Raw genomic sequence first — 24,010 nt, 5'->3', positions numbered from 1 at the left:
CAGTCCGGGCCAGATACTCCACATAGGACACATGCAGGTCACGGCTGTCAGGAACGGGCACGGATGCGCTCACGAGCGGCGTCGAACTCGGCCTTCACGTGAGCAGGAGCGAGATGGATGTAACGGGCGCTGGTGTCGACGTGCGCGTGCCCGAGTAACGCCTGCATCACCGCCAGATCGACCCCGGCCTCGGCAAGAGCGGTCCCGAAGGTGTGCCGCAACGCGTGTGGATGCCCGGCACCGATCCCGGAAATCCCACGGTGGTAGCGGAAGATCGTGCGCAGTCCCGCCGCCGTCAGCGGCTGCCCACGGTTGGGGCCCTTGGCCACGATGAACACGTTGGCACTGCTCGTTTCCGGGCGCTCCGCCAGCAGATACACCTGGATCACCGAGGCGACATCGCCATCCAACGGCACCCGGCGTTCCCGGTTGCCCTTGCCCACGACCTGCAGCCAACGCCCGCCGATGTCGACACCAGCGATCCTCAACGCGAGGACTTCACACGACCGCAGCCCGCAATACAGCATCAGCCCGGCGATCGCCCGGTCCCGCCACGTCTGAAAGCTGGCCAGCAACTCAGCCGCTTGCGGTTGCGACAACGGCCGCGGCAGCCGGCGCGGCTCACGCAGCCGTATCCCCGAACGGCTCTTCGCCCGCCGCACCGTGTGCGCCAACAGGCCATTGCGTTCCCCAGCAACCGGTCGACGGGCATCGCGTCCTCTCGGCACCGGGTTCGCCAACGTCGGATCACGCATGGCACGGAACCCGAACAGCCCTGAGATGGCGGCCAGCCGACGATTGATCGTCGTCGCCGCGTACTGGTCCATGCGGCCACCATCGAGTTTCACCACGTTCGGACCGGGCCGCCCAGGTATCCGCGCCTCACGGCACGCACGCAGAAACCGCAGCAGCACATCCGTTGTCACCGCAGCCAACTCGACGTTCTCACCCGACAGCCAGCGGCAGAACGCGAGCAGGTCGAACCCGTAGGCCCTGACCGTCTTCGGCGAGTAGTTCCGATCACCCAGATACGCAAGGTACTCATCGACCAGCACGAACCGCGCGGACGCCGGCCCCGCCAGCACCCAGCCCTCGCCTCGATGCACCAACCGCAACGACGAATCCGACACGTTCATGAGGAACAGATGTATCCCCAACGAACGCAACACACCAGGAATTACACGACCGTGGGCGTGTCGCTGACCTGGGAAAACGTCGCGGTTAGCCGGTTAAGAGGCATGACCCGACCCGGCCCATCGACGCTCTCATATGGAGTGTGGTGAGCGTGTGGGGTTCCAAAACCCCGTCACCATGGTTGGCCTGCAGTGATCTGGTGCCTGGCCATACCGTCGGGCATCATCGTAATCTATGGCGTTGCGGTTGCTGTACCTCCTGTTCTGCCGCCTCTTCGGGTGGCTGACGCTGCTCAGGTCTGCCAGTGCGGCCAAGGACATCGAGATCCTGGTCCTACGTCACGAGAACGCAGTGCTGCGCCGGACGAACCCGAAGCCGCGGCTGGATTGGACCGACCGTGCGGTGCTCGCCGCCCTGACCCGGCTGCTGCCCCGGGCGTTGCGGGCACACCGTCTGGTCACCCCGGCGACCGTGCTTGCCTGGCATCGGCGGCTGGTCGCCCGTCGCTGGAGCTATCCTCGCCGGCCGGGCCGTCCGCCGGTCAACGTCGCGGTGGCTCGGCTGGTCGAGCAGATGGCGCGGGACAACCCCGGCTGGGGCTACCAGCGGATCCGCGGTGAACTACGCGGCCTCGGCCATGATGTTGGCGCCTCCACGATCCGGCGGATCCTCAAACGCCTGAGCGTCCCGCCGGCACCGGTGCGCCGCGACCACACCACCTGGCGACGGTTCCTGCGCACCCAGGCATCGACCATGCTGGCATGCGACTTCTTCCACGTCGACTGTGCTGTCACGCTACAGCGCCTGTACGTGTTCTTTGTGATGGAGGTGGGCAGCCGCTACGTCCACGTCCTGGGTGTCACGGCGAACCCGGACGGGGCGTGGACGCTGCAGCAGGCCCGCAATCTGCTCATGGATCTCGGTGAGCGGGCCGACCAGTTCAGGTTCCTGATCCGCGACCGGGCCGGGCAGTTCACGGCCGCGTTCGACGCGGTGCTGGCCGATGCCGGCGTCACCCTATGCAAGATCCCACCGCGCAGCCCACGGGCGAACGCGTACGCGGAGCGGTTCGTGCGCACCGTCCGCGCGGAGGTCACCGACCGGATGCTCATCGCCGGCGAGCGGCACCTGCGCCAAACGCTGGACCGGTACTCCCGCCACTACAACGGCCGCCGCCCGCACCGGTCGCTATGGCTGCAGCCGCCACGTTCCGATCGGCCCGTCGTCGACCTAACGCTGGAGCGGATCAAACGACGACCCGTCCTCGGCGGACTGATCAACGAGTACGAACGCGCCGCGTGAAGGCGCAGCTCAGACCATGTGACGGATTTTGGAATCCCACAGGCCACCGACGATGTCATTTCGGTCGTCGTCGAGGAAACCGTCGCTTACGGCGAGACGACGCAGTAGTCGGGGTCCGCCTCAGAGAGTGTTGGGTTATCCGGTGACTACTTACGGTCTTGGTTGAGTTCGTCCTGAAGCCGTCGGGCTGCTTCGGTTTCGATGGGGCCTTGCGGTTCGATGTCTTCGCCAGCCAGTCGGCGGCCATCAGCCGGATCATCGCGACCTTGATCATCGCTTCAGCGTGCGCGGGTTTGCGTTCATAGTCGCGGGCCAACCGTCTGCACCGTCCCAACCAGGCAAAAGTCCGTTCCACCACCCACCTGCGGGGCAACACCTGGAAGCCTCGCACATCGGCGTTCCGCGGCACGATCAGCAGTTCGACACCAGCGTGGTCCCGAGCCCAGCCCAGCAGTCCCTGATCGACACGGTTGGCGTAGCCGGCGTCGGCCCAGACCAGCCCGAGCAGCGGAAACACCGTGGTGATCCCGGCAAGGACGAGTTTGGCCCCGGCTCGCTCCTGGACGGAGGCGGCATGGACCACCGCCTTGAGCAGCAGCCCGCCGGTGTCGACGAGCAGGTGCCGCTTGCGACCCCGGTGCGTTTCCCGGCGTCCCAGCCGATCGCGGCACCACCCTCATGGCTGTGCGCGGTCTGCGAGTCCAGCACCGCGGCCGACGGCTGCGCATCACTGCATCACGGCCCTCGGCCATCCGGACCAGATCCCGTAACCGGTCATGCACCCGGTCCCACGTGCCGTCCGCGCTCCAGCAGCGAAACCAGCGATACGCAGCGTCCCACGGCGCCAGGTCGTGCGGGACGTGCCGCCAGGCAGTTCCGGTGCGCAACACGTACAGGATCGTGTCCAGGACCAGCCGGCGCGGATACCGCAGCGGACGTCCGCCCCGACCCGGATCCCGTTGCGGGAACAGCGGTTCCAGGACCGCCCGCTGCGGATCTGTCAGCGACGACTCATACACCGGTTTACAGACACAACGACACACCCGTGATCTTCGCTGACAAAGTCAGCAAAGATCACATCGAGGTATCACAACGCTCTCTCAGGCTGCGTGTGCCGTTGCGACGCGCTTATGCTGCAAACAACGCTACTCGGACTTCAGCGACTGTCAGTATGACCACTGACAGTAACAGCGTGTGATCAGTATCAGTACGAGAAGGCCAGACATGGCCGTCCTGCCAGAGGCACCTATCTCTATTACGGCCAGCCGCCGGGCTCGTCGATGTTCCGGCCGGGTAGCCGATTCAGGCGAGGGCGGCAGCCGGGAGCGTGACGATGACTGCCGACCCAAACGCTGGCACGGCGGTGAGCGCCCCGGACGAATCCCGTGGCCGCCAGCCGCGCGAGCAACAGGACTGCGGCTACCTGTGGTGACGAGTACTCAGGTCGGCCGAGCTGTGGGGCCGCCTAGCGGGGCCAGCGCACCGATCTCACGTCAGCATTCCGCAGGTTCTGATATCCGGATCTCCCAATAGAACGCGTAGGCGTGGTCGTCATCGGCTGGCGCCGGGCCAGGTGAGCACGATCCGGGTGTGCCGGCGGTACACGACCAGCCTTAGCTGATCCACGTCCGTGCTCGGCAGCGCGGCGCTGGCGGGATGCACGGTGATGGCCGGGCCGGGGCCGGCGCGGTGGTGCTGGTCCCAGGCGGTGATGAGGCCGACGACGTCGCTGCTGAGGGTGGCGGCGTCGGGTCCGAAGCCGTGCGCGCCGCACTGCCACATGTCTTCATCGTGGCGGCGGATGGTCAGGTAGGCGAGGCTGGTCCGGGTCAGCAGGGTCGGGCAGAAGAACCGGTCCTGGGGTCGAGCAGCCCGGCGGTGCGCTGCCGATCGATGGTGAAGATGCCGTACGGGCGGGGTTGGCTGGCCAGCCACAGGTGCAGCGACTCGAACGATGCGTCCATCGGCAGCACGACCGGCGACCACTCCTCGGTCCGCGGCCCGTCGAGCGCCGCGCGGAGCGCATCAGCGTCGACCTCGGTTGCCGGGTCGTCCAGGCCGAGGACCGCGTCGTCGCCCCGCAGCGGTATCCGCCGGATCGGGTCCCGGCCGTGGCCTTGCATTGACACGAACCCGCACTGCAGCGAACCGGTCGCGACCAGCAGGTCGCCGTCACGTTCGAGGGTCAGGCTCCGGGTGTGGGCGCGCATCCGCACCGGCGTGACCAGTGTCCCGCCTGGGGCGAGCTGGTCGGTCCAGGCGGGCGGGACGTCGCTGGTCTCGACCGTGACCAGCACCGCGTCATACGGTCCGCCGGGCGCGAAACCGTGCTCGCCATCGGTGTGGACGACCTTGACTTGCGGGTACCCCGCCGCCGCGAGGGCAGAGCGGGCCGCGGCGACGACGTCGGCGTCGATGTCAAGGCTCACCACACGTCCGGTGGGGCCGACGAGTTCGGCGATCATCGCGGCGTTGCAACCGCCGGAGCCGATCTCCAGAACTCGCGACCCGGGCCCGATCCTGGTCTGTTCGAGCATGCGAGCCTGCAGCCACTTCCCTATTAGATCTACGTGTTGCGTAGCCGTACGTCGCATGTAGAAGGGCCTCCGTGAACAGGCATTGGCAAATACATAGGGTGACAGGTGCGCCGCTTGTTGTACCGTCGCGGCTCGCGACTGTTGCGGGGCTGGACGTGCTTCAGGAGCGCGAGCAGTTGCTCGGCATCGAAGCGGGTTCGATCTTCCTCACTGATCCGGACTACCGTGTCGATCCTCGGCTGACGCGGTATCTGACACGCAGCAGCTTCGCGTTGTTGGCACCGGAGACGCAGAGGAACTACGCGACGGACTGTTGTCTGTTCTTCGACTTCCTCTGGTCGCGCGGCAAGAACTGGTGCGAGGCCGACGACGATGACGTGTGGGATTTCCAGTACTGGCGCCGGTGGTCACCACGCAACCCCAGGGTGATCGGCGGCAGCAAGTGGAACCGTGAGCTGGCAGCCCTGAACAGGCTCTACAAGTGGGCGGTCAGCAAAGGCATCATGCCGAAGAGTCCGGTGAGCGAGCGGATTCTGGTGACCAGGGCCGGCGAGAGCATCACCGTTGCGGCCGGTCGGGCACACGACGTCCGTTCCAGCAACGTCAAGTGGCTCACTCCGCGGGCCTATCGCCTTTGGCGCGATGTGGGGCTGCGCGGCTACACGGCGGACTCGCGGCGTGATCCGTCATGGCGCGGCCGCAACGATGATCGCAACGCCGCCTACTCCGACCTGCTGTTCAGCTCCGGTCTGCGCCGTGGTGAGGGTGCTTCGTTGCTGACGATCGAGGTCCCGGTGCTGGCCTCTGCGACGCATCGCTACGCCTCCGGCCGGCTGGGCCGGGAGGTCACCAAGTCCAGGAGGCCCAGGACCTTCTACGTCTCCGCCGACGCTCTCGGCGCCGTCGACGCCTACATCTGCACGACGCGCCGGGCTGCGGTTCGCCGTGCCCAGGCCAGCGGTCGTTATGAGGCCACGTCGGATCTTCGGGTGGTAACTCGGAGGTCCGGGTGGCGCGGGACGACGCTGCACTGGGTAGACCGGGACGGGCAGGCGGTGCAGCGCGACCTGGACATGGTCGGCGTCGAGGAGCGGGCACGGCTGTTCGTGCAGGGCCAGGGCGGGCTGGAGCCGTTGTGGTTATGGCTGGCCGAGGACGGGACCCCGTTCCAGCCGCATTCCTGGGAGGCGGTCTATCGCGCCGCGTCGCAGCGCTGCCGGACTGTGCTGGCCGGTCGGATGGCAGAGCCTCCGTGGTTCACTCCGCATATGGCCCGGCACAGCTTCGCCCTGAACATGCTGGTGGTGCTGCAGCATGCTTTGGACCGGCGGTTCGGCCTGAGCCCGGAGGAACGCCGGGCGATGCGTGAGCTCTACGGCGACGTGTGGGGCCTGGTCCGGGACCTTCTCGGGCACGCCAGCGAGGAGACCACGCGGACCATCTACGCCGCTCCCGTGGCCGACCTGCAGATCAGATCCTTGCTGCTTGATGAGGCTGCGGAGGACACCATCGACGTGCTGGCGCAGCTTGCACGGCTGTCCGGCCGGGTGCTGGACGCGCAGGTCGCGGTATGAGCCGCGGGCAGCCGGCGGCACGTCGGGACGAATCCCACCGCCGGCCGGAGGTCCTTGACCCGGCCGGGCTGGTGGTTACCCACCTCGATGAGAGCGGCCGTCGCTGCGCCGATTACGACTTCGCGGTCTTGCCGCTACGCCCGGCAATGGCCCGGAGCTTGGCCGAGCGGTTCGCGCAGCTCGCGGGGCCGAGCGGCACGTGGCGGTCGGTGAACACCAGCCGATGGGCATTCGACATGCTGCGGCCGTTCGCACAGTTCTTGTCCGAGCAGCAGCCTGAACCGCAGGACCTGCCCGACATCACGCCGGCGATCTGGGCCGCTTGGCGACTGGCCATGGGCGACCGCAAGGGCAGGCTGCTGAAGTTCACTGCCGGCTTCCTGCGCGGGCATCAGCACCTGCCGCAGGCCACCAGGGATCTGATCATGCGGCGGCTCCCGCCGGAGACGGTGAAGGAGACCGCTTACACCGCTGAGGAGTTCGATGCGATCAAGGTTCACGCGGCGCGGACGTTCCGCACGGCGCTGCTTCGGATCCGCACCAACGCCGAGCATCTGCAGCGGTGGCGGGCCGGCGGGTTCGAGGAGCCGAGCACGCAGTGGCACCTGGGCGCTCTACTCGATCACATCGCCCGGACGGGTCGCCCGCCGACCTACACCGCCAGAGGCGGCGAGCAGCGGATCCGGCAGCAAGACAAGATCGTGCTGGGCGGGGCTCGGGCCGAGACCACGTGGGCCAGGCTGTTCCTGACGCCCAAAGAGGCGCGGGCGTTGCTGACGCTGATGCTGTGCGCCTACGGCTGGAACGCCGGCTCGATCGCCGAGCTCCACGTCCCGGAGATCGTCTCCGGAGACGCCGAGGACCGAGTGGTCTATCGAGTCGAGCTGCACAAGCGGCGGCGCCACGTCCCCCATCGCTACCAAAGCCGCAACCTCACCGACTGGGGAGCAGGCTCACCGGGCCGTCTGATCAGCGAGGCGATGGAGGCAACCGCCCCCGGGCGGGCGGCGCTGGCCCTGGCCGGCACCCCCAGCAGCAGACTGATCGTCTGGCACACCCGGGACAACCCGGCGGCGCCAGTGAGCATCGAGTTCGCGGTCACACTCGGCCACCTCACCGACAGTGCCCGCAGGGACGAAAGACGGGTGCCGCTCGGCCAGGCCAGCGTCGAGGTGAACCTGCGGCGGCTGCGCAAGACACTCGTGCTGGCCAACCAGCCGGAGCTGATCCAGCACAGCCGCGACACCCACGACCGCATCTACGTCCTTCCCGATCCTCGCACCAAGCACGAGGCCCAGGAGACGATCGAGGCAGGCGTCAACGACGCGGTCGAGTTCGCACGCGCGCAGTTCACCGCGACGCTCAGCCGCGCCGAGACGGACGCCGCCGGCGACACCGCAACGGCCAGCTGCGGGGACTACCACCACAGCCCGTTCAGTGAGCACGGCACCGGATGCCGCGCCTCGTTCCTGCTCTGCCTCATCTGCCCCAACGCCGTGATCACGCCACGCCACCTGCCCCGGCTGGCGCTGCTGCACCGATCGCTGGAGGACCTACGCGCCGTGCTGCCGGCCGAGGAGTGGCTGCAGGACTGGGACCCACACCACCGGCGCCTTACCAGCATCAGACGGGCCCCTGACTTCACGCCCACGGAGTGGGGCGACGCCCTGGCGGCGGCAACGGACGAGGACCGGCAGACCATCGAGGGCCTGCTGGCGAAGGGATTGCAGGCATGAGCACCGCCCCGCACCAGCACGCCAGCGCCCTGCCGCACCCCGAGGCCCCGGTGATCGACCCCGACAGTGTCCCGCAGGCCCAACGCCACCTGATCCCCCGCTTCGGCGACGCGCAATGGCCGACCACGCCCATGTCCCAGAACCCCTCCGCGGCAAGCCAGAACATCCTCTGGGAACCCATCCCGACGGGATTCCGGGAGAGCATGCGCGCCGCGGCCTGGGCCATGTTCCGGCAGCCGCTGCCTGAAGCCCTGGTCGCCGAGCACAACAACCGCATGGTGACCAAGCCCAGCATCGCGCTGGCCTACCACACCACCGTCGACTGGCGAAACTTCGCGATCTGGGCCGACAGCCGCGGCATCGGCACCCTGCCCGACGTGAGGGCGGCCGACATGGCCGACTACGTCCGCCGGCACGTCCAGCGCGGGCTGGCCCGCGACACCGTCAAAGGCCTGCTGGTGGCGCTGACCAGGCTCCACTACTACTCCACGCTGCACCTGCCACCCGAGCACCACCTCACCGCGCCGCCCTGGCTGACCGAAGGCATCGACGACTACCTGCCAGCCGGCTCCTCCGGCGGAGAGAACAACACCGACGCCATTAACCCGGACACCATGGGACCGTTGCTGATCTGGGCGCTACGGTTCGTCGAGGACTTCGCCGACGACATCCTGACCGCCTTCGCCGAACAGCAGCAACTGCGCGATGCCACCCATGCCAGGGCCGAAGCCGCCACCCGTGACAACGATACGTTCGCGAAGATCGAGGCGTTCCTGGAAGACCTGCTACAGCACGGACAAGCCGTCCCGTCCCGGAGCCGCAACGGCGGACTTGAGCTGACCCACCCCTCGCTGTTCGTCGCCGGCGTCACCGGAACCCGGGTCAGCGAGGCAACGATTGTGCTGAAGCGCCAACGGTGGGCCGATGCCGCAGCAGCGAATCCGGGACCCTGCCGGCTGAGCACCCCGGCCACCGCGACGATCGCCGGAACCCTGTGGCAGCCGGGATTCGACTTCTATGCCATCGGAGACTTGCACCGGCACCTGGTCACGGCATGTTTCGTGGTGATCGCCTACCTGACCGGCATGAGACCGGCTGAAGTCCTCGCACTGCGATCAGGGTGCTGCCCGGACCCGGACGGCACCTCATCCGAGGCCGGACCCATGCGGTTCCTGATCAACGGCAAGGTGTTCAAGAACGCGAGAGACGACGACGGCATCCACCTCTCCGGCGGGCTGGACCGCGACACCCCATGGGTCGCCATCCCTCCGGTGGTCCGCGCCATCAGAGTCATGGAACGCATCGTCGGTGAGGGCGACCTGCTGTTCGACCGCGACACCCCCTACTCGTCCCGTACCCCCAGCCCCGGACGATCGCTGACCCACAAGACCGTCGCCCACCGCATCGAAAGACTCATCAGCTGGGTCAACGACTACGCCCAGACGATCGGACGTCCTGCCGAGGTGATCCCGGCTGATCCGGACGGCGCCATCGGGATCTCACGGTTTCGTCGCACGCTGGCCTGGCATATCGCCCGACGCCCCGGCGGCCTGGTAGCCCTGGCCGTCCAATACGGACACCTGCGCACCATCGTCAGTGAGGGCTACTACAGCCGATCCCGCGACGGCATACACAAGCTGATCGACCTCGAGACCGCTCGCGAGATCGCCGAACGCCTCAGCGACCTGAACGAGGCCATCGAGAACAATGAAGGGATCTCCGGGCCGGCCGCCCGGCGGCTCATCGATGCGGCAGCCCGCGAGCACCACCGCTTCGGCGGCGTCATCACCACCCACCGCCAAGCCCGGGCCCTGCTCAACGACCCCGGGCTGACCGTCTTCGAGAACCAGCGGTCCTTCCTGCTCTGCAACTACGCCCGGGACAAGGCGCTCTGCCACCCTGGCCGGGCCAAGAACGACACCCCGAGCCTGGACCGATGCCAGCCCCGCTGCGCCAACATCGCCCGCACCGACCAGCACGCAGCCCACATGCTCCAGCACGCCGACCACCTGCAGGCCCTAGCCAGCGCCACGCCGTCTCCGCTGGCCGACCGCCTGCGCACCGAAGCCGAAGCACTCACCGCCCGAGCCCAGCAGCACCTCGACAACCGGATCACCACAGGGACAGCCTCATGACCAGCGAGCACACTAACGAACGCGACGCCATCAAGGCCGCAGCCTCCAGGCTCCTGGCCGGCGCACCACTGCGCTCGAACGGCGCTCTCACCGTCGTCTCCCTCGCACAGGAATCCGGCGTCAAGAGGCACGTCCTGACTCATCGCCACACCGACCTCAAAGACCTGTTCTACGCCCAAGTCCGTGCCCAGGGACAGGTCCCCGACAGCGAGCGCAAGCTGCGAGAACAACTCGACACCACCAACCGCCGGCTGGCCGAGGCCAACGAGCACATCAGAACTTTGCAGAACGACAACGCCATGCTGGCCCGCATCGTGAACGTACTCGCCACCGAGAACACACAGTTCCGCGACCAGCTCCAAACGGCCTCATCCGCGGTCATCCGACCCCTTCACTAGCCGCACCATGTCGGCACCACGATCGGCCGGGGACTGTGGATAGCTCTACCGCCGTTCATCACCTTCTGTCACTGCGATGACGCCCGCCCCGAAGGTGCCTGGGCGACGCGATATTGTCACCTCCCGGTACATGGATGAAGGCCAGTTACGGAGAGTGCATGCGCCGATGATCCTCGCGCTCGCCCTGATCCTGGCCTGGGCCGTGCCGCTCGCGGCCCACCCGCTGCGCCTCGACGCTGACCTGCCGCTGGTGCTCCGCGAGGCCCGCAAGCACGGCCGCCCGAGCTTCACCGACTACGTGACCTTCCTGCAGGTCTGGCTGGTTCCGGCCGGGCCGCGCCGGGTGGTCCGCGACTTCTTCCTCAGCCGCCGCCGAGTTAGGACAAACACCGGATGATTTCGATCAAGGGGCGCACCCCCTTTGCCGTGGCCGCCGTGGTCGTCGCGCTCGCCGCGGGCATCTGGGAGTACACCCGGACCGACAGTCTCGGGCAGTCGGCCGCGGCGTTCGCGGCCGGCTTGATCGCGATGGCCGTGGCCGGCATCGCGTTGAGCCTGCCCGGGATCACGCTGCCCGGCCTGGTGCTCGGCGGGCTGTTCGTGCTGGCCGGCATCCTCACCTGGACCGCGACGAAGCGCCCCGGGATCATCTGGGCGGTGCTCGCCGTCGAGGTCGTCGTCTTCGCCGTGTGGGCGTGGCCGTGGCTGCGCTCCCTGCGCTCGCTGTCCCGGCTCGGCACCGCCTGGCTCGGCCTCGCGTACTGGTTCTTCGGCATCGCCGGGGCGATCCTCGTGGCGCACTGGAAGGTGGCCGGGCAGCGGGTCGCCTACGCCGGCGTCTTCACCCTCGCCGTGCTAGCGCTGATCGCCCTCAACACCACGGGCAAGCGCCGCGGCCGGGATCTGTCGGTCGGCATCGCCGCGGCGATCCTGCTCGGCATCGCGACCCTGCTCCTCTTCGGCTCCGGCAGCCTCTTCGACAGCGTCCACGCCATCCCCGACAACGCCTCCGCGCGGATGATGACGGACCGCTTCTGGGGCGGCCCGGGCCTCTACTACCACCCCAACTCTCTCGCCGGGTTCGTGGCGGTGGTGGCCATCCGGATCGGCTTCGACCGCGCGATGCTGTGGTGGCAGCGCTTGGGCGTCGCCGCTCTGGCCGCATTCGTACTGTCCATCTGCGAGTCCCGCACCGGCTTCGTCTTCGCCGTCGCGGCCGCCGTCGTCCACCTCGGCGTTGCCCTGTGGAAGCGGCACGAGGACGTCGACCGGAGCTGGACGGCGCTCGCCACACCGTTCGTGGTGATCGCCATCGTGATGACCGTCGGCGGCGGCTACCAGTGGGTCCTCAAGGACCGCTTCGCCGACAACCCGGGCGACGTGACCAGCGGCCGCACCGCCACCTGGCGCCAGGTCTGGGTCGATTGGAAGGACGCCGGCTGGGCCGAGAAGACCTTCGGCAACGCCAAGAGCTCTCGCGCCGTGGTCCACCGCGTGGACGACGGCAACCCGGTCGAGGGCCCCCGACGCGACCTCAACACCGACAACGCCGCGGTGGGCGCCTTCCGCCGCGGCGGCGTCCTCGGCGCGGGCGCCTTCATGCTCGGCCTGGCCCTCCTGCTCTGGCACGCCGTCCGCCGCCGCCCCGACGGCGCGATGCCCGCGGCGTGGTTCACCGTCGGCGCCCTCGCCGTGGTGCCGACCATCGCCACCGAGGACTGGCTCATCGGCGGCACCAACGGCGCCATCTGGCTGCTCCTGGCCGCCGGCGAGGTCCGCACACTCCTGCACCGCAACGAGCCCGCCGACTTGGCGCCGAAGCCCGAACCGGCGATTCCCTGAGAGGTCCTAGCAACGTCGTGCCACGTGTCGGTAGGTGAAGATGCAGGTGGCGACGCTGGGGAGGGCTTCGCAGATGTGGAACGACAGGATCATGACCGTCAGCATGCCCACTACGGCTGGCGACCGGACGCACAAAAGCGCACGTCAGAACCCCTGACCGGGTTATTCGAACGGTAACGCGAACCGCGTACCGAGAAGGAAAGGGGCACCCCATGCGGTCAGGGGTGCCCCTTCTCCTTGCCATGTGGTTGAGAACCCAACAGCGCAGGTGGACCCCGCCTGCCGGCTTTGGTACCTCAGCGCCTCAGCAGTGGCCAAATGGCCGTTGCCACTGCAAAATGACGGTACGCAACGACGGTTTGGAAGCTAATTGCAGTGGTAGGCCCCGTCGTTGCAAATCTGAACGTAGCCGGAACCGCCGGTGTCCGCCGCAACCGCGTAGTAGTAGCCGTACAGCCCCGTGACCGTCGTGTCCCACGGGTAACCGCTGTAAACCTGGTTGCCATTTTGCCAGTCGTACAACCGCACAAACGCGCCGACCGAGAAGAGCCTAATGTAGTGGCCGGAGGAGTTGGCGGGGATCACTCCGGTCGTGCAATGCGACTGAACACCGGCAAGCACATCGCAGCGCAGGGAAGTAAGGATCCCGGTGCTACTCGCCTGCGCTGGCGCCTGGAGACTAACCATCGCTGCCGCGGCCATGATCATGACGGCAATCGCCCGCTGGACTTTCCGCTTCTTCAACATGCCCTCCCGTTGTTGATGTGCAGCCACTTCGCCGGTGCCTTTAATGCAATCGGACAAACCAGGCGGCGGCGCTGGGCAAGACAGTATCGGGCAGACGCATTCCGAGATAGGTGTTTATCATTATCTGCAAAAAACTAGCGCAATTACCATGCGCAAGCGTTGGATTCAATATTTTCTGAAGGCGATCTATGTCACTTGCGACAGGCTAAGGCCGTGTAGCGCAACCTTCGCGATTCTGATATCAAGGGCACGCCGCGTCCGGCGTTCGGGATCCCAGCTTTCATGACTTCGGCTGGTGTGTTGCCGGTGCGTCCGCGGAGGGCGCGATGCTCCGGGTGCGGGGTGACGCAAGTGCCGCTGCCGGTGGGGTTGCTGATGCGGCGGGCGGACACCACGGCGGTGATCGGAGCGGCGCTGGTGGCTAGCGCCGGCTGGGGGCAGGATTTCGGCAGGTCGCGATGGTGTTGGGGCGTCCGGCGGAGACGGTGCGGGGGTGGCTGCGGCGGTTCGCTGGCCAGGGTGGAGGCGTGCGGCGGCTGTTCACGGTGCTATTGCCGGCGGTGACGGCCGATCCGTGATGCCCGACCGGCGGGCAGTGGCTGGGCGGACGCGGTGGCCGCGATCAACATGGCTGCGGCAGCGGTGGCGGCTCGGTTCGTGGTGTTCACTGTGCCGGTGTGGGTGTGGGTGTGGGTGTGGGTGTGGGTGTGGGTGTGGGTGTGGGTGTGGGTGTGGGCGTGGGCGTGGGCGTGGGTGTCGGCGGTGGCCGGTTGTTCGCGCCGGGCTGGCCCGGGTAGTGGATCAACACGAGTTGACCCTGCCCTGCCCTGCCCTGCCGTGCGGTGGCGGTCTGGTCGGTGATCCTCGGCGTCAGTCCTGTGCGGATCGACGGTTGAGGAGGACGTGTCTGCGATGGCGGACGACGGGGAAAGCAAGCGCATGCAGCGGGCCCGGGCGGTCGGGCTGTTCCGCTACCAGCTGATCCGGGAGGCTGCGGACCCGGCGCATTCCACCCGTCAGCGGGGTCGGCTGCTGCGGACGGTCGCCGCGGTGAGGACACCGACGCGTTCGGGCGGCGGGTGCGGATCTCCCGGCAGACGGTGGGCCTGTGGATTCGGGACTGGCGGGCGGGCGGGTTCGACGCGCTGGTCCCGAGCCCGCGACAGACCTGCCAGCGCACGCCGACCGAGGTCATCGACCTGGCGGTGGCGCTCAAGCGGGAAAACCCGAAGCGCACCGCCGCCGGCGTGCGGCGGATCGTGCGGGCCCGGCTTGGCTGGGCGCCTGACGCGCGCACACCGTGTGCCGGAGCTCCACGACATGCTCAGGTCGGCGACGATCCGGCCGAGCACCGCGTCGAGGAAGGCGGTGTCGCCAGCGAGGGAGCCGCGGGTGGGCGAGCCGAGCAGCTGCCGCACCACGCCCGGCGGCCCGCCGTCCAGCCGTCCCGGCCCGCCCTCCGGCCGCCCAGGCCCGCCGAAGAGGAACAGCGGCAGTACCGCCGCAACCCCGCCGACCAGCAGATCACCACCATCAGTCTCAACGCGACCTTGCCCATGGTGCACACCCGCCGGCGCCGCCGCGCGGCGCGCAGAGCCGCGGTGGTGACGTCATAGACTTTCGCCTGGTCGGCGATGTCGTCGAGCAACTCGCTCAAACCGATCACGATCGCACCTCCATCGAATTGTCGACCCGTTCCGGCGAGTTCGCGGCGAGCTTGCGCAGCGGCCCCAGGGCGTGACCGGTCTGGCTCTTGACGGACCGACCGAGGCGCCCATGACCTGGGCGATGTCGGCCTCGGAGAGGTCGTCGACGTACCGCAGCACGATGACCGCCCGCTGCCGGGGCGTGAGTCGGCCCAATGCCTGCTGAAGCACGATCCGCAGCAAGGTCTGGTTCATCTCGTCCGCGCCGGTCGCCCGCTCGGGCACGTCCGCGGTCGAGTGTTCGAGCCACCGCCGGCGCCTGCCAGGTGTGCACGTGTGCTCGTGGTAGAGGTTGTTTGTGCACGTGGGCCTCCGATCGTCCCCCTCCGCGATGCGCTTCCAGGCCAGCGCCGTCTTGATCAGCGCCGCCTGCAGCAGGTCCTCGGCCTGGGCGTGCCCACTGGCGAGCAGGCACGCCGCCCGCGACAACCGCGGCAACCGCGCCTGCACGAACTCGCGGAACCCCTTCTTCGTCAACCACACGACCCTCCCCGGACGCGGCCTCACCCGAGTACATGCCACGACGGGCCGCTCGGGTTGGAAGGGAACTCAAACCGGCCCCGGCAGAGAGACATCAGTGCCAGACGCACACCAGTAACGGGAGGACTTCACGTCAGCCGATTGCATCGCGCGGGCCCACGTCTTCGCCGTCTACGGCATCTAGCAAATCATGATCAAACCGGACACTTCCGAACAATGCCGGGGGTCGTGAGTAGGTAACTCAGCGTGAGTGGCGGAAGGGAGTCTACCGCGGGCCAATGGTCTCTGGGGGAAGCAGAGCGCCAGCCGCCGCGGCTTCGGTGCGTCTAGCGCACCTGTTTATGCATCGGAACCTATCCGCCGACACCGCCCACGAGACGCCCGGACCGGCCGCCGCGCCTCCGCGAGCCAGACTCCTCAGGATATACGGACTGTGAGACAGCTCGCCGCCGGTGGCAATGATTGACTCCGAGATGAGCGGGACCCTCCCTCCCGATCGGAGGCTCCGCAACACGATCAGAGTTGACAGGGAAAGCCACGGCGCGGACACCGAGCTTGTCGCTCGTCCGTCGGGTTGCCGTTTGGTGATCACGATGCCGTGCCCGGCGTAGACGTCGGCGAGGTCGGTTCCTGCCGGGGCGAACAGCTCACGCGGTACCGCCAGCATGGCGTGGGCAACCGCGTCGGTGGTGATCGCACCCTCCGCGGTGAGCTCCGCAACGAGACGTCGGCGGAGTTCCGGGGCGGTCGGTACAGCAGCTTCGGTTACCAAAACGAGGTCCTCTCCGGGAGACGGTGGTGTCGTGGATAGCGGCCGTGGCGCCGAGCTGCCGTTGCGAGCGTTACGCGTCGAGGCGCAGGTGCCGGAGACGGTTGCCGGACAATTCGTCGGCGCGCTGTGCAGGCGCAGTCGCCGCAACGTCGGCGGTCACGGCCCAGCCGCCCCAGCCGCCCCGGCCAGGCCGGCACGTCCGACGGACGTCAACATCTCAGCGAGTGCGTCAGCGTGTTCACCCGGCTGGCTGCCATCGATCCGGCACAGTTCGTCGGCCACCGCGGCGGGCGGGACACCGTGCTGCAGGCCGACGGTGACTGCCGTCGCGAGGGCGTCGGTGAGGCCGGACACCGCCGAGCCGTGCGCACCCACCCGTAGCTGCATCCAGCACGGCGCGCCGTCCCCGTTGCCCCCGCTGTGCCCGACCGTCAACACGCCGTGCTCGCCGCCGATGACGACGTCCACGGTGGTGCCGTGGCGCCGTCGAACACGCGGCTGTGGAGCCGCAACTTGACCCATGAATCCACCCCATTCGACCAGGCCGGCCATCGGCTGGCCGTCGGTACGGTATGCCGCGACGAGCCGCCGCAGTAGCGCACGCGCCGTCCGAAATCGAACGTGCGTGCGACACGCCGGACGGGTGCGGCGACACGCCGGGCCGTTTGTCGCCGGACGGACGCGATCGTGTCCGGGTTGCGGTGGCTCGACGATGAGTCCGGGCTGGCGGCCTGGGCGCGCGACGCGGTCCGAGTCGTCGCGGCGCCGCTACGTCGACGTAGGGCGTTGTTGGTCATGGCAGCTCTGGTTCCCGTATGGACGTCGTCGGCGTGGTGGGCGGGAATGCGTGCCCGCCGAGCAGGACGGCCGCCAAGACGAGGAAACCGCCGCTGGCCGCGACGAGCGGCAGGCTGGTGAGGTGGTCCGCCGCGACGGCGAGCGATCCGGCCGCGGAGCCAGCGACGACGCCGAGCTGGAAGGCGATGCCGGAGACAGCGTTGACGGTTTCGGTATGTGCTCCGGTGGCGTGCCGGAGCGCGATGAGCGAGGTCAGCACGGCTAGGGCGGCGAACGCAGCGCCCCACACCACCACGAGCGGCACGCCGAGCGTCGGCAGGTGCAGCGCTGCTGTGAGCCAGATGCCGGTCAGCGCGAGCGTGAACGTGGCGGCGGACACCGCGGTTCCGGTGCGGGGGTGCCGGTCGACGATCCGGCCCGCTACCGTGCTGGCCGCGACTGCCGCTGCCCCGTACACGAGCAGTAGGACGGCGAGTCCGGTGCCGCGAACGTCCAGGCGTCCGGCGGCGTACGGGGCGAGGAAGGTGAATGCGACGAAGTGCGCAGTCGAGATCGTCAAGGTCGTGGTGAGCACGATCACGAGGTCAGGGCGGCGCACCACCGTGAACAGGCTGGGGCCGCCGTCTCGCCGTTCGCGCCCCGTCACCGCCGGGAGCAGCCGCAACGCTGCACCGGCCAGCAGCAGCGCCGCCGCTGCGAGCACGACCAGTGTGGTGCGCCATCCGGCCGCCTGGCCGAGGTAGGTGGCCAGCGGCGTCCCGGCGACGAGCGCTGTGGCGCTGCCGACCATGACCCGCGCGCCCGCCCGGCCCTGCACTGCGGGTTCGGCAAGACGGATCGCGGTCGGGACGGCCACCGCGAACAGCAAACCGTGGCCGAGCGCGGCGATCGCACGCGCGGCGGCGAACACCGCGATATGCCCGGCAGCCGCGGCGGCCAGGTGCCCGCCGCCGAACACGAGCAGACTGGCCGCCAGGATCGCCCGGCGGTCCAGTCGGGACGTCCAGTGGGCGAGCGGCACCGACGACAACCCGGCGACAAACGCATAGCCACCGACAGCGAGTCCCACCTGATCATCGGTGGCGTGCAAACCGACGGCGATCTCACGAATCAGCCCGAACGGTGTCGTTTCACCGGTCACGACCAGGAACGCCATGACGGTCAGCACCGCGATCGGACACCGAGACCCGGCTAGCACGGCCGAGCCTGGTGATGCAGCATGCGCGTGCGCCACGACGTCTACCGTGGCCCGCTGGTGGCAGACGGCGCCGCCCCGACGTACCCAGCCTGCATCGCGAAGAATTGGCCGTGCCGACCGCGGGCGGTGGTGCGCCGGTCGCCGCGTGCGTCCGGTCCCGAGGCGACTTCACATGGCTGCTCGCTGCATCGGGGGAACGCAAAGGTCGGCACGGGTCGAAGGTAACCGGCGCCGCTGCCGACCAGCGGTACTCCGCCGGGTACACCTTCACGCTGCAAAGGTGTACCGGAGTGAGCGATGGAGTAAGACGGCCACGCGCCTCCGGATCGGGGGCTGCTGCGAGTAGGCGGCGGTTCCGATACGTGCCGGCTGGTGAGGCCGGCGGTCTTGCCGAGCTGGCGTAGCCGGGCGCCCAGTTCCTTGCGGGCGTGAGCGCCGGAGCTACTCGGGTCGGTACTCACGGGCAGGGATGCCGCTGGCCCAAACCGCCGCAAACCCGTCGAGGCAGCGCCGGACGACAGCGGGATCCTCGGTGATTTCGAACGCGGAATTGGTGCCGCCGCCGGCGTAGTGCAGAAACAATGCGACCCGATCATCGAAGACGTAGAAGTCCCCAGCGCCGGGCAGCAGGACATCGATCAACCGGCTGCGAGGCACGTAACGGATGTCCTCGCCGGCATCGACGAACTGTTCGACGTGGCTGAACGTCCATCGCTGGTAGTCGCTGAGCGGTTCGGACACCACCCTGGCGCGGAGGCACCGTTTTCCGGCAGCGCGGTGGCCGCGCAGCATCTCTAGCCACCATTCGAGCCAGGCATAGTCATCGGCCTCACCGCGGCGCCACTTGGCCATAGGCGGCAACTCCATCTCGGTCCCGTAGGCGTCGCGGCTTTCGAGGTGGACGAACGATGCGGTGATGCCTCGGCACAGCGCATTCAGGTGCTCGTAGCTGGCCGGTCGAAGGGATGCCGACGTCTCGGGCGCTGGCGGTTGGCGGTCTGGCGGCGCCGGTGTGCTGCCGAAGATGGCGTCTTTGGCCGCGCGGGCCAGCGTGGCTTGGGTGCGAGCTGGGAGGCCGAGGCGATTCCAGTGGAAGATCACGTGGAGTGCGATGACGGCGCGGAGCCCGCGGGTGAGTTTTCCTGTCGTCCGCAGCTGGCGCAGGGTTGCGCCGGCGTCGGCGAAGGCGTCGTGCCAGCTGGTGCCGGTACGGGGGCGGCCGGTGAGGAGCTGTCGGGTATCGCGGGTGAAGCGTTCCCAGGTGTCGGCGTCCGTGTCTTGGGACTGGTTGCCGTGTTGCGCCCGGTGGTCGAGGACCTGGGCCCAGACGTCGCCCTGTTCATTGAGGTCCAGGGCTGCGGCGCGCATGAGCTGCGTGCACAGGACCAGGCTCTGTTCGCGCCGGTCGCGTGGCTGGTGCTCGAGGTAGGCGAGCAGGTGCCGGCTGTCGCGGTGGAACAGCAGGTGCGCGGCGGCCATGGCGTCCGTGCCGCCGAACGCGTGGACTTCGGGCTCGTAGATGTCGGTGGTCCAGGCGACGTTGTCGGTGAGCAGTTGCCGCGCAGGGTCGTTGCCGCCGTGGTTGGCGGTGGGGCGGTAGCGGATGCGCCAGGCGTCTTTGCGGATGAACCACCAGTCGGTGAGCAGACCTGCGGCTTCGGCAGCGGGCAGTGCCCGGCTGAGGTGGGCGACCGCGTGCTGTTCACGCTCTTCGGCATGTTGCCCTGGGTAGCTGATGTTCAGCTGGCGCCAGTCGACGTCGTCCACGGACATCCCTTTCATCAGGCGAGGAGGAGGCAGGCATCCCACGCGGTGTTCGTGGTCCCGGTGGCGGCGAGATCGGCTCCGGCGCGGCCGTCGAGGAACCCGACGGGTTCGCCTGGGCAAGGGTTACTGCTGTGGAGTCGTTCGAGCGCAGCCACGGGGATCGTGGTCAGCGCGTCGGCGTGAATGCGCCTCGCGGTGGTGAGGAGCCCGGCGCTGCCGTGGCAGAGGCTGCGGTCGATGATCTGCCGGGTTTGTGTCGGGTCGGTGATGCAGCTGATGAACGCTGTTTCGGCGCGGCGTTGCCGCGGTTGGTCGTGCAGGGCTTGGGCGGCGAGTTGCTGGGCGCGGGCGATGCCTGGGGTGCCGTAGCACCAGGACGGGCGTAGCGGCGCCTGCTGGGCGGTTGTGCTCCGGTGCAGTTCGGTGAGGGTGAGCGTCTGCGGCCACCAGGTGCGGCCGTCGGCGTGCTGTTGCCAGGTGTCGAGCCAGTGGCAGAGGTGTTGGAGTGCCTGGGCGTGGTTGTTGACGGTGATGCCGTCGCGGAGGGTCAGCGCGAGCAGTGCGAGTGGGCCGGTGATGCCGTGCGCGATGCCGAAGTTGGCGTGGCCACCGGCAGGGATGGGGGCGTTGCGGTCGGGGCCGTTCCAGCACCACCAGCCGGGGAGGCCGTTGACGGGTTCGGTGAGCCGGACGAGGTAGGTGAGGACGTCGCGGAGCGGGTCGTGGTGGCCGAGGCGGCGTAGGACGACGCCGAGCCCGGTCAGGCCGCTGATGAGGTCGTATTCGGCGTAGTGCGGCTGGGCGCGGCGGTCGATGCGGCGGTGCGCGGCGTCGAGGCGGCGGCGGGTCACCGTGGCGGTGCCGTCGGCGGCGACTGCTCGGGCCCGGGCCAGCGCCGGGTGGTCGGTGCCGGTGAGGACGAACGCGAGCGCGGGGGCGCCGTAGAACAGGCCGGCGCCTTCGGCGATCGTGACGCCGTCGATGGTCGCGTGGCGCAGCGCCTCGGCTGCGGCCGGCCAGTTGCCGGTTTCCAGGTGCAGCAGGGCGACACCGGCCGCGCCGCCCTCCAGGGACTGTCCGGCGGTCATCGCGGCTGCCGGGCGGTGATGGTGCGGGCGATCGCGCGGGCCAGTCGCAGGCAGTGCCGTTCGGAGGAGAGGTCCACGCCGACCATGCGGGCATGGTGCAGATGCAGCAGGTCGGCCAGCACCTGGTCGGGGTCGAGCCCGTCGTGGTCGACGTGGAGGCGGTAGGCGGCCAGCGCGGCGGCGAGGCGTGGGTCGCGGAAGGGTTCGCGGGCTCGGTCGAGTTGTGCGGGGTTGAGGCGGGGCCCGGTGTGGTGTGGAGCGTGGGTGGCGAGCCAGCGTAGGCCGTCGCCGGTGAAGCCGTCGGCGATGGCGATCATGCTGGCGGCGGTGGCGGCCTGCCGGTCTCCGGTGAGGCGGGCGAGGAGGGCGTGGGAGTCGGCAGCGAACACCGCCTCGGCCGCGGCGAGGGTGGCCCCGGCGCCGTGCCGGGTTTCGGGCCGGTAGGGGTGCAGGCTGTAGTCGGCGGCGAGTCGCTGCTGCTGGAGCCCGTCGACCCAGCGGGCGAGTCGCTCGGTGACGGCGGTGAACTGCTCGCCGTCACGGATGGGGATGCGCAGTCGGATGTGGGTTTGCGGGTCGGCGGCGCGCTGGAACCACCACCCCGTCGGCAGATGGTCGGCGGGCCGCGCGGCAAGGTCGGTGAGGATCTCCTCGACGTGCCCGTACAGGTTGGCCTGGAGCCAGGGTGACGGGCCGGGCCGGTGTTCGACGGTGTACGCGGCGCGGGCCGGTCGCGGTGGTGGGGCGGCGGGTCGGGACGGTGTGGTGAGGGTGAGCAGGATTTCGGCGGGGCGGTCGCCGATCCACCCGGCCGGGCCGGGTGCCTCGGTCAGGACGGTGCGGGCTCGGCGGTCGAGGTGGCTGCGCAGCACCGCGAGGTGGGCTTGATCGTCGAGGTCGAGGCGCAGCTGGACGTCATCGTCGCCGATGAGGACGCGTCGCGGCAGCCGGTGCCGCTGCCGCTGCTGGTACCAGGCGTCACGCCACTGTGGCCACGGTGTGTCGCGGCTGGGCAGGGCGGCCGGGTCGAGGGTCCAGCGGGCGGGGCTGAGGATGGTGCGGCCGCGGCGGAGGCGGGGCAGGAACGGCAGGCTGTCGGCGTGGCCCCAGTCGAACCGGCTGCACGGGGCGGTCCAGGCCGTCCAGATCTCGGTGAGGAACCGCAGCATTGGCTGCTGTAGCCCGGCGAGCAGGACGCTGTTGAACACGAGCGGTTCGACAGGCCGGCCCGTGGTGTGCGAGACCAGCCACAGGCGTTGCCCGTCGCCGGTGACCGCCAGGTCGTCCACGGTCCATGGCGGGTTCGGATGGAAGTCGCCGAGCGGTAGGACCGGCAGCAGTTCCGGCGCCCGAGCGACGGTGGTCATCCGAGGGTCCAGCGGCGGCCCGGACAGTTGCACCAGGTCCGCGCCGGGCATTGCGGTCGGTAGCTGCTGGTATACCTGCCGGAACGCGGCGAGTTCGGCCGGGCTGAGCAGGTGTAGGAACCGGGCGGCGCTGGCCCCGGCGTGGCGGGCGCCGCTGGTCACGGTCAGCGTGAAATCGCCGCGGTCCAGGTGGTGCAGAGTGTCGGCGGCGAGGGTGAACCGCAGTTCGGTGTGCGGGGCCGGGGGGCGCTGGTCCTCGCCACGGAGCTGGTCGATGAACGCGTCGTCGACGACGACCTCGATGTCGCCGTCCAGGGCGGCGCGCTGGGCGGTCGCGGCGAGGAGCCGGTCGCGGGCGGTGAACGTCGCCGCCACGCGGCGGGCGGAGCTGCGGTAGCCGGCCGGATATCCGAGTATGTGCAGGACGTCGCGGATCGGCACGGCCGCGCCCGGGCCCCACCGGTCGATGAACGCGTGATGGTACTCGACCCATCCCGGCCAGGGCGGGGCCAGCGCCGCCAGTGTCGTCGCGGCCCGAGCCGCCTCGTGCAGGACGGCTGGCGGCAACGTCACCGCGGCGTCGACCCGGAGATCGACCGAGACCCGGCCGCCACCGTCGGAGACGGTGGTGCAGCCTCCGGCCGCCGGGTCGGTCACCGTCATTGGCGGGCGCAGCGACGACACCAGTACGCCGGCCTGCACGAGACCCGCCACCAACCGCTCCGCCTGGAGCAGCTCGGCGGCACCGGCGACCGCTGCGGTGAGCTCGGCGAACGGGATCGGGGCGCGGGCGGCCTGGATCGCGGCCTGGACCGGGCCGGTGAGCCGAACCGTGAGGTCGAACCGTCGATCTTCGGTTGCCTGCGCGCAGGGCAGCACCCAGGTCCGGCTGCGCGGGTAGCCGAGCGGGTTCGTTACCACGGCGGCGGCACGCAACCGGGCCAGGTCGCGTTCGGCAAGAGCGGTGCGTTCGGCGATGGACTCGCCGTGCGGGCGGGTGACGGCGTGGTGGTCGTCGCCGACATGCGCCGCCGCGCGGGGGCCGAACTGGACCGGTGCGATGCCGGCGAACGTGCCGAACGGGGTGGCCCGGGTGGTCCACCGCAGCAGGTACCGCAGCACCGACTCCGCGACCCGGCGGAGCCGTTGCGGTGCGAGCGGTTCGCCGGACACTGTCCGCGTGACCTGGTCGGCCAGTTGCGGTGCGGCGACGGACACGGCCGTGGCGAACCCGGGCAGCCGCCACACCCTTTCCAGCCATGTTTGCAACTCTTCCGGCTGGCCCGATACAAGATCGGGGGCCGCGGGCAGCACGAGGTTGCGGGGGTAGGCGGCGAGTCGGATCAGGGCGGCTCCGGCCGCGGGAATCATGATGCACCACCGATTCGGTGGGGCCCGGCGCCGCACGGCGCCGGGCCCCACCAGAGGC

Annotated in this window: 18 protein-coding genes and 3 pseudogenes; 8 read left to right on the top strand and 13 right to left on the bottom strand. The window is 69.3% G+C overall.

Annotated elements, in window-relative coordinates; genetic code table 11:
• Positions 1-47: 47 nt before the first annotated feature.
• Positions 48-1,169 (bottom strand): tyrosine-type recombinase/integrase, encoded by a 1,122-nt coding sequence (locus AB0M46_RS27050; RefSeq protein ID WP_363340269.1) that lies wholly within the window; start codon positions 1,167-1,169, stop codon positions 48-50.
• A gap of 199 nt (positions 1,170-1,368) precedes the next feature.
• On the opposite strand from AB0M46_RS27050, the gene AB0M46_RS27045 reads away from it, so the two are divergent.
• Positions 1,369-2,436 carry an integrase core domain-containing protein gene (locus AB0M46_RS27045; RefSeq protein WP_363340267.1) on the top strand — a complete coding sequence of 356 codons (1,068 nt, stop codon included), beginning with the start codon at positions 1,369-1,371 and terminating at the stop codon, positions 2,434-2,436.
• Between the two features lie 247 nt (positions 2,437-2,683).
• On the opposite strand, the pseudogene AB0M46_RS27040 reads toward AB0M46_RS27045, so the two are convergent.
• From AB0M46_RS27040 to AB0M46_RS27030, 3 genes and pseudogenes are all read right to left on the bottom strand, one after another.
• Positions 2,684-3,479: pseudogene (locus tag AB0M46_RS27040) on the bottom strand (IS5 family transposase); the annotation flags it as partial.
• 508 nt (positions 3,480-3,987) lie between these two features.
• Positions 3,988-4,218 carry a hypothetical protein gene (locus AB0M46_RS27035; RefSeq protein WP_363340265.1) on the bottom strand — a complete coding sequence of 77 codons (231 nt, stop codon included), beginning with the start codon at positions 4,216-4,218 and terminating at the stop codon, positions 3,988-3,990.
• A 47-nt stretch (positions 4,219-4,265) separates the two neighbouring features.
• Positions 4,266-4,973 (bottom strand): methyltransferase domain-containing protein, encoded by a 708-nt coding sequence (locus tag AB0M46_RS27030; RefSeq protein ID WP_363340263.1) that lies wholly within the window; start codon positions 4,971-4,973, stop codon positions 4,266-4,268.
• A gap of 155 nt (positions 4,974-5,128) precedes the next feature.
• Between AB0M46_RS27030 and AB0M46_RS27025 the strand changes: the two genes are divergently transcribed.
• The 6 genes from AB0M46_RS27025 to AB0M46_RS27000 all read left to right on the top strand — a co-directional run bounded on the left by AB0M46_RS27025 (position 5,129) and on the right by AB0M46_RS27000 (position 12,658).
• Complete coding sequence (locus AB0M46_RS27025) at positions 5,129-6,547, top strand: site-specific integrase (protein WP_363340261.1); 1,419 nt, start codon at positions 5,129-5,131, stop codon at positions 6,545-6,547.
• A gap of 209 nt (positions 6,548-6,756) precedes the next feature.
• Positions 6,757-8,283, top strand: a complete 1,527-nt coding sequence (locus AB0M46_RS27020) for a hypothetical protein (RefSeq protein WP_363340259.1) — start codon at positions 6,757-6,759, stop codon at positions 8,281-8,283.
• Positions 8,280-10,418: a hypothetical protein gene (locus tag AB0M46_RS27015; protein WP_363340257.1), complete on the top strand. Its 2,139-nt coding sequence runs from the start codon at positions 8,280-8,282 to the stop codon at positions 10,416-10,418. Before AB0M46_RS27020 ends, AB0M46_RS27015 begins: the two co-directional genes overlap by 4 nt.
• Entirely contained in the window at positions 10,415-10,816 is a 402-nt protein-coding gene (locus AB0M46_RS27010; RefSeq protein ID WP_363340255.1) for a hypothetical protein, read from the top strand. The genes AB0M46_RS27015 and AB0M46_RS27010 overlap by 4 nt, the downstream gene beginning before the upstream one ends.
• Before the next feature lie 166 nt (positions 10,817-10,982).
• Complete coding sequence (locus AB0M46_RS27005; RefSeq protein WP_363340252.1) at positions 10,983-11,213, top strand: hypothetical protein; 231 nt, start codon at positions 10,983-10,985, stop codon at positions 11,211-11,213.
• Positions 11,210-12,658 (top strand): hypothetical protein, encoded by a 1,449-nt coding sequence (locus AB0M46_RS27000; protein ID WP_363340250.1) that lies wholly within the window; start codon positions 11,210-11,212, stop codon positions 12,656-12,658. Before AB0M46_RS27005 ends, AB0M46_RS27000 begins: the two co-directional genes overlap by 4 nt.
• A gap of 366 nt (positions 12,659-13,024) precedes the next feature.
• On the opposite strand, the gene AB0M46_RS26995 is transcribed toward AB0M46_RS27000, so the two are convergent.
• Entirely contained in the window at positions 13,025-13,405 is a 381-nt protein-coding gene (locus AB0M46_RS26995; protein WP_363340248.1) for a hypothetical protein, read from the bottom strand.
• A 1,064-nt stretch (positions 13,406-14,469) separates the two neighbouring features.
• Here AB0M46_RS26995 and AB0M46_RS26990 point away from each other — a divergent pair.
• Positions 14,470-15,021: pseudogene (locus AB0M46_RS26990) on the top strand (helix-turn-helix domain-containing protein); the annotation flags it as partial.
• Here the strand turns inward: AB0M46_RS26990 and AB0M46_RS26985 are convergent.
• From AB0M46_RS26985 to AB0M46_RS26950, 8 genes and pseudogenes are all read right to left on the bottom strand, one after another.
• The gene (locus AB0M46_RS26985; protein WP_363340246.1) at positions 15,016-15,588 is read right to left on the bottom strand and encodes a sigma factor-like helix-turn-helix DNA-binding protein; all 573 of its coding nucleotides are present in this window, start codon (positions 15,586-15,588) and stop codon (positions 15,016-15,018) included. The pseudogene AB0M46_RS26990 and the gene AB0M46_RS26985 overlap by 6 nt on opposite strands.
• A gap of 268 nt (positions 15,589-15,856) precedes the next feature.
• The gene (locus AB0M46_RS26980; protein ID WP_363340244.1) at positions 15,857-16,363 is read right to left on the bottom strand and encodes a hypothetical protein; all 507 of its coding nucleotides are present in this window, start codon (positions 16,361-16,363) and stop codon (positions 15,857-15,859) included.
• A 156-nt stretch (positions 16,364-16,519) separates the two neighbouring features.
• Positions 16,520-16,831 carry a hypothetical protein gene (locus AB0M46_RS26975; RefSeq protein ID WP_363340242.1) on the bottom strand — a complete coding sequence of 104 codons (312 nt, stop codon included), beginning with the start codon at positions 16,829-16,831 and terminating at the stop codon, positions 16,520-16,522.
• A gap of 325 nt (positions 16,832-17,156) precedes the next feature.
• A complete protein-coding gene (locus tag AB0M46_RS26970; protein WP_363340240.1) occupies positions 17,157-18,329 on the bottom strand; it encodes an MFS transporter in 1,173 nt (390 codons plus the stop codon).
• Positions 18,330-18,800: 471 nt separating this feature from the next.
• Entirely contained in the window at positions 18,801-19,289 is a 489-nt protein-coding gene (locus AB0M46_RS26965; protein ID WP_363340288.1) for a DUF6879 family protein, read from the bottom strand.
• A 75-nt stretch (positions 19,290-19,364) separates the two neighbouring features.
• Positions 19,365-20,126: pseudogene (locus tag AB0M46_RS26960) on the bottom strand (thiopeptide-type bacteriocin biosynthesis protein); the annotation flags it as partial.
• A 14-nt stretch (positions 20,127-20,140) separates the two neighbouring features.
• Positions 20,141-21,214, bottom strand: a complete 1,074-nt coding sequence (locus AB0M46_RS26955; protein ID WP_363340238.1) for a lanthionine synthetase C family protein — start codon at positions 21,212-21,214, stop codon at positions 20,141-20,143.
• Positions 21,211-23,952 carry a lantibiotic dehydratase gene (locus AB0M46_RS26950; protein ID WP_363340235.1) on the bottom strand — a complete coding sequence of 914 codons (2,742 nt, stop codon included), beginning with the start codon at positions 23,950-23,952 and terminating at the stop codon, positions 21,211-21,213. The genes AB0M46_RS26955 and AB0M46_RS26950 overlap by 4 nt, the downstream gene beginning before the upstream one ends.
• Between the last annotated feature and the right edge of the window lie 58 nt (positions 23,953-24,010).

It is taken from the genome of Dactylosporangium sp. NPDC051485 (genome assembly GCF_040682015.1).
In the GTDB taxonomy this organism is placed as follows: domain Bacteria; phylum Actinomycetota; class Actinomycetes; order Mycobacteriales; family Micromonosporaceae; genus Dactylosporangium.
This window is presented reverse-complemented; position numbering and strand designations above follow the sequence as displayed.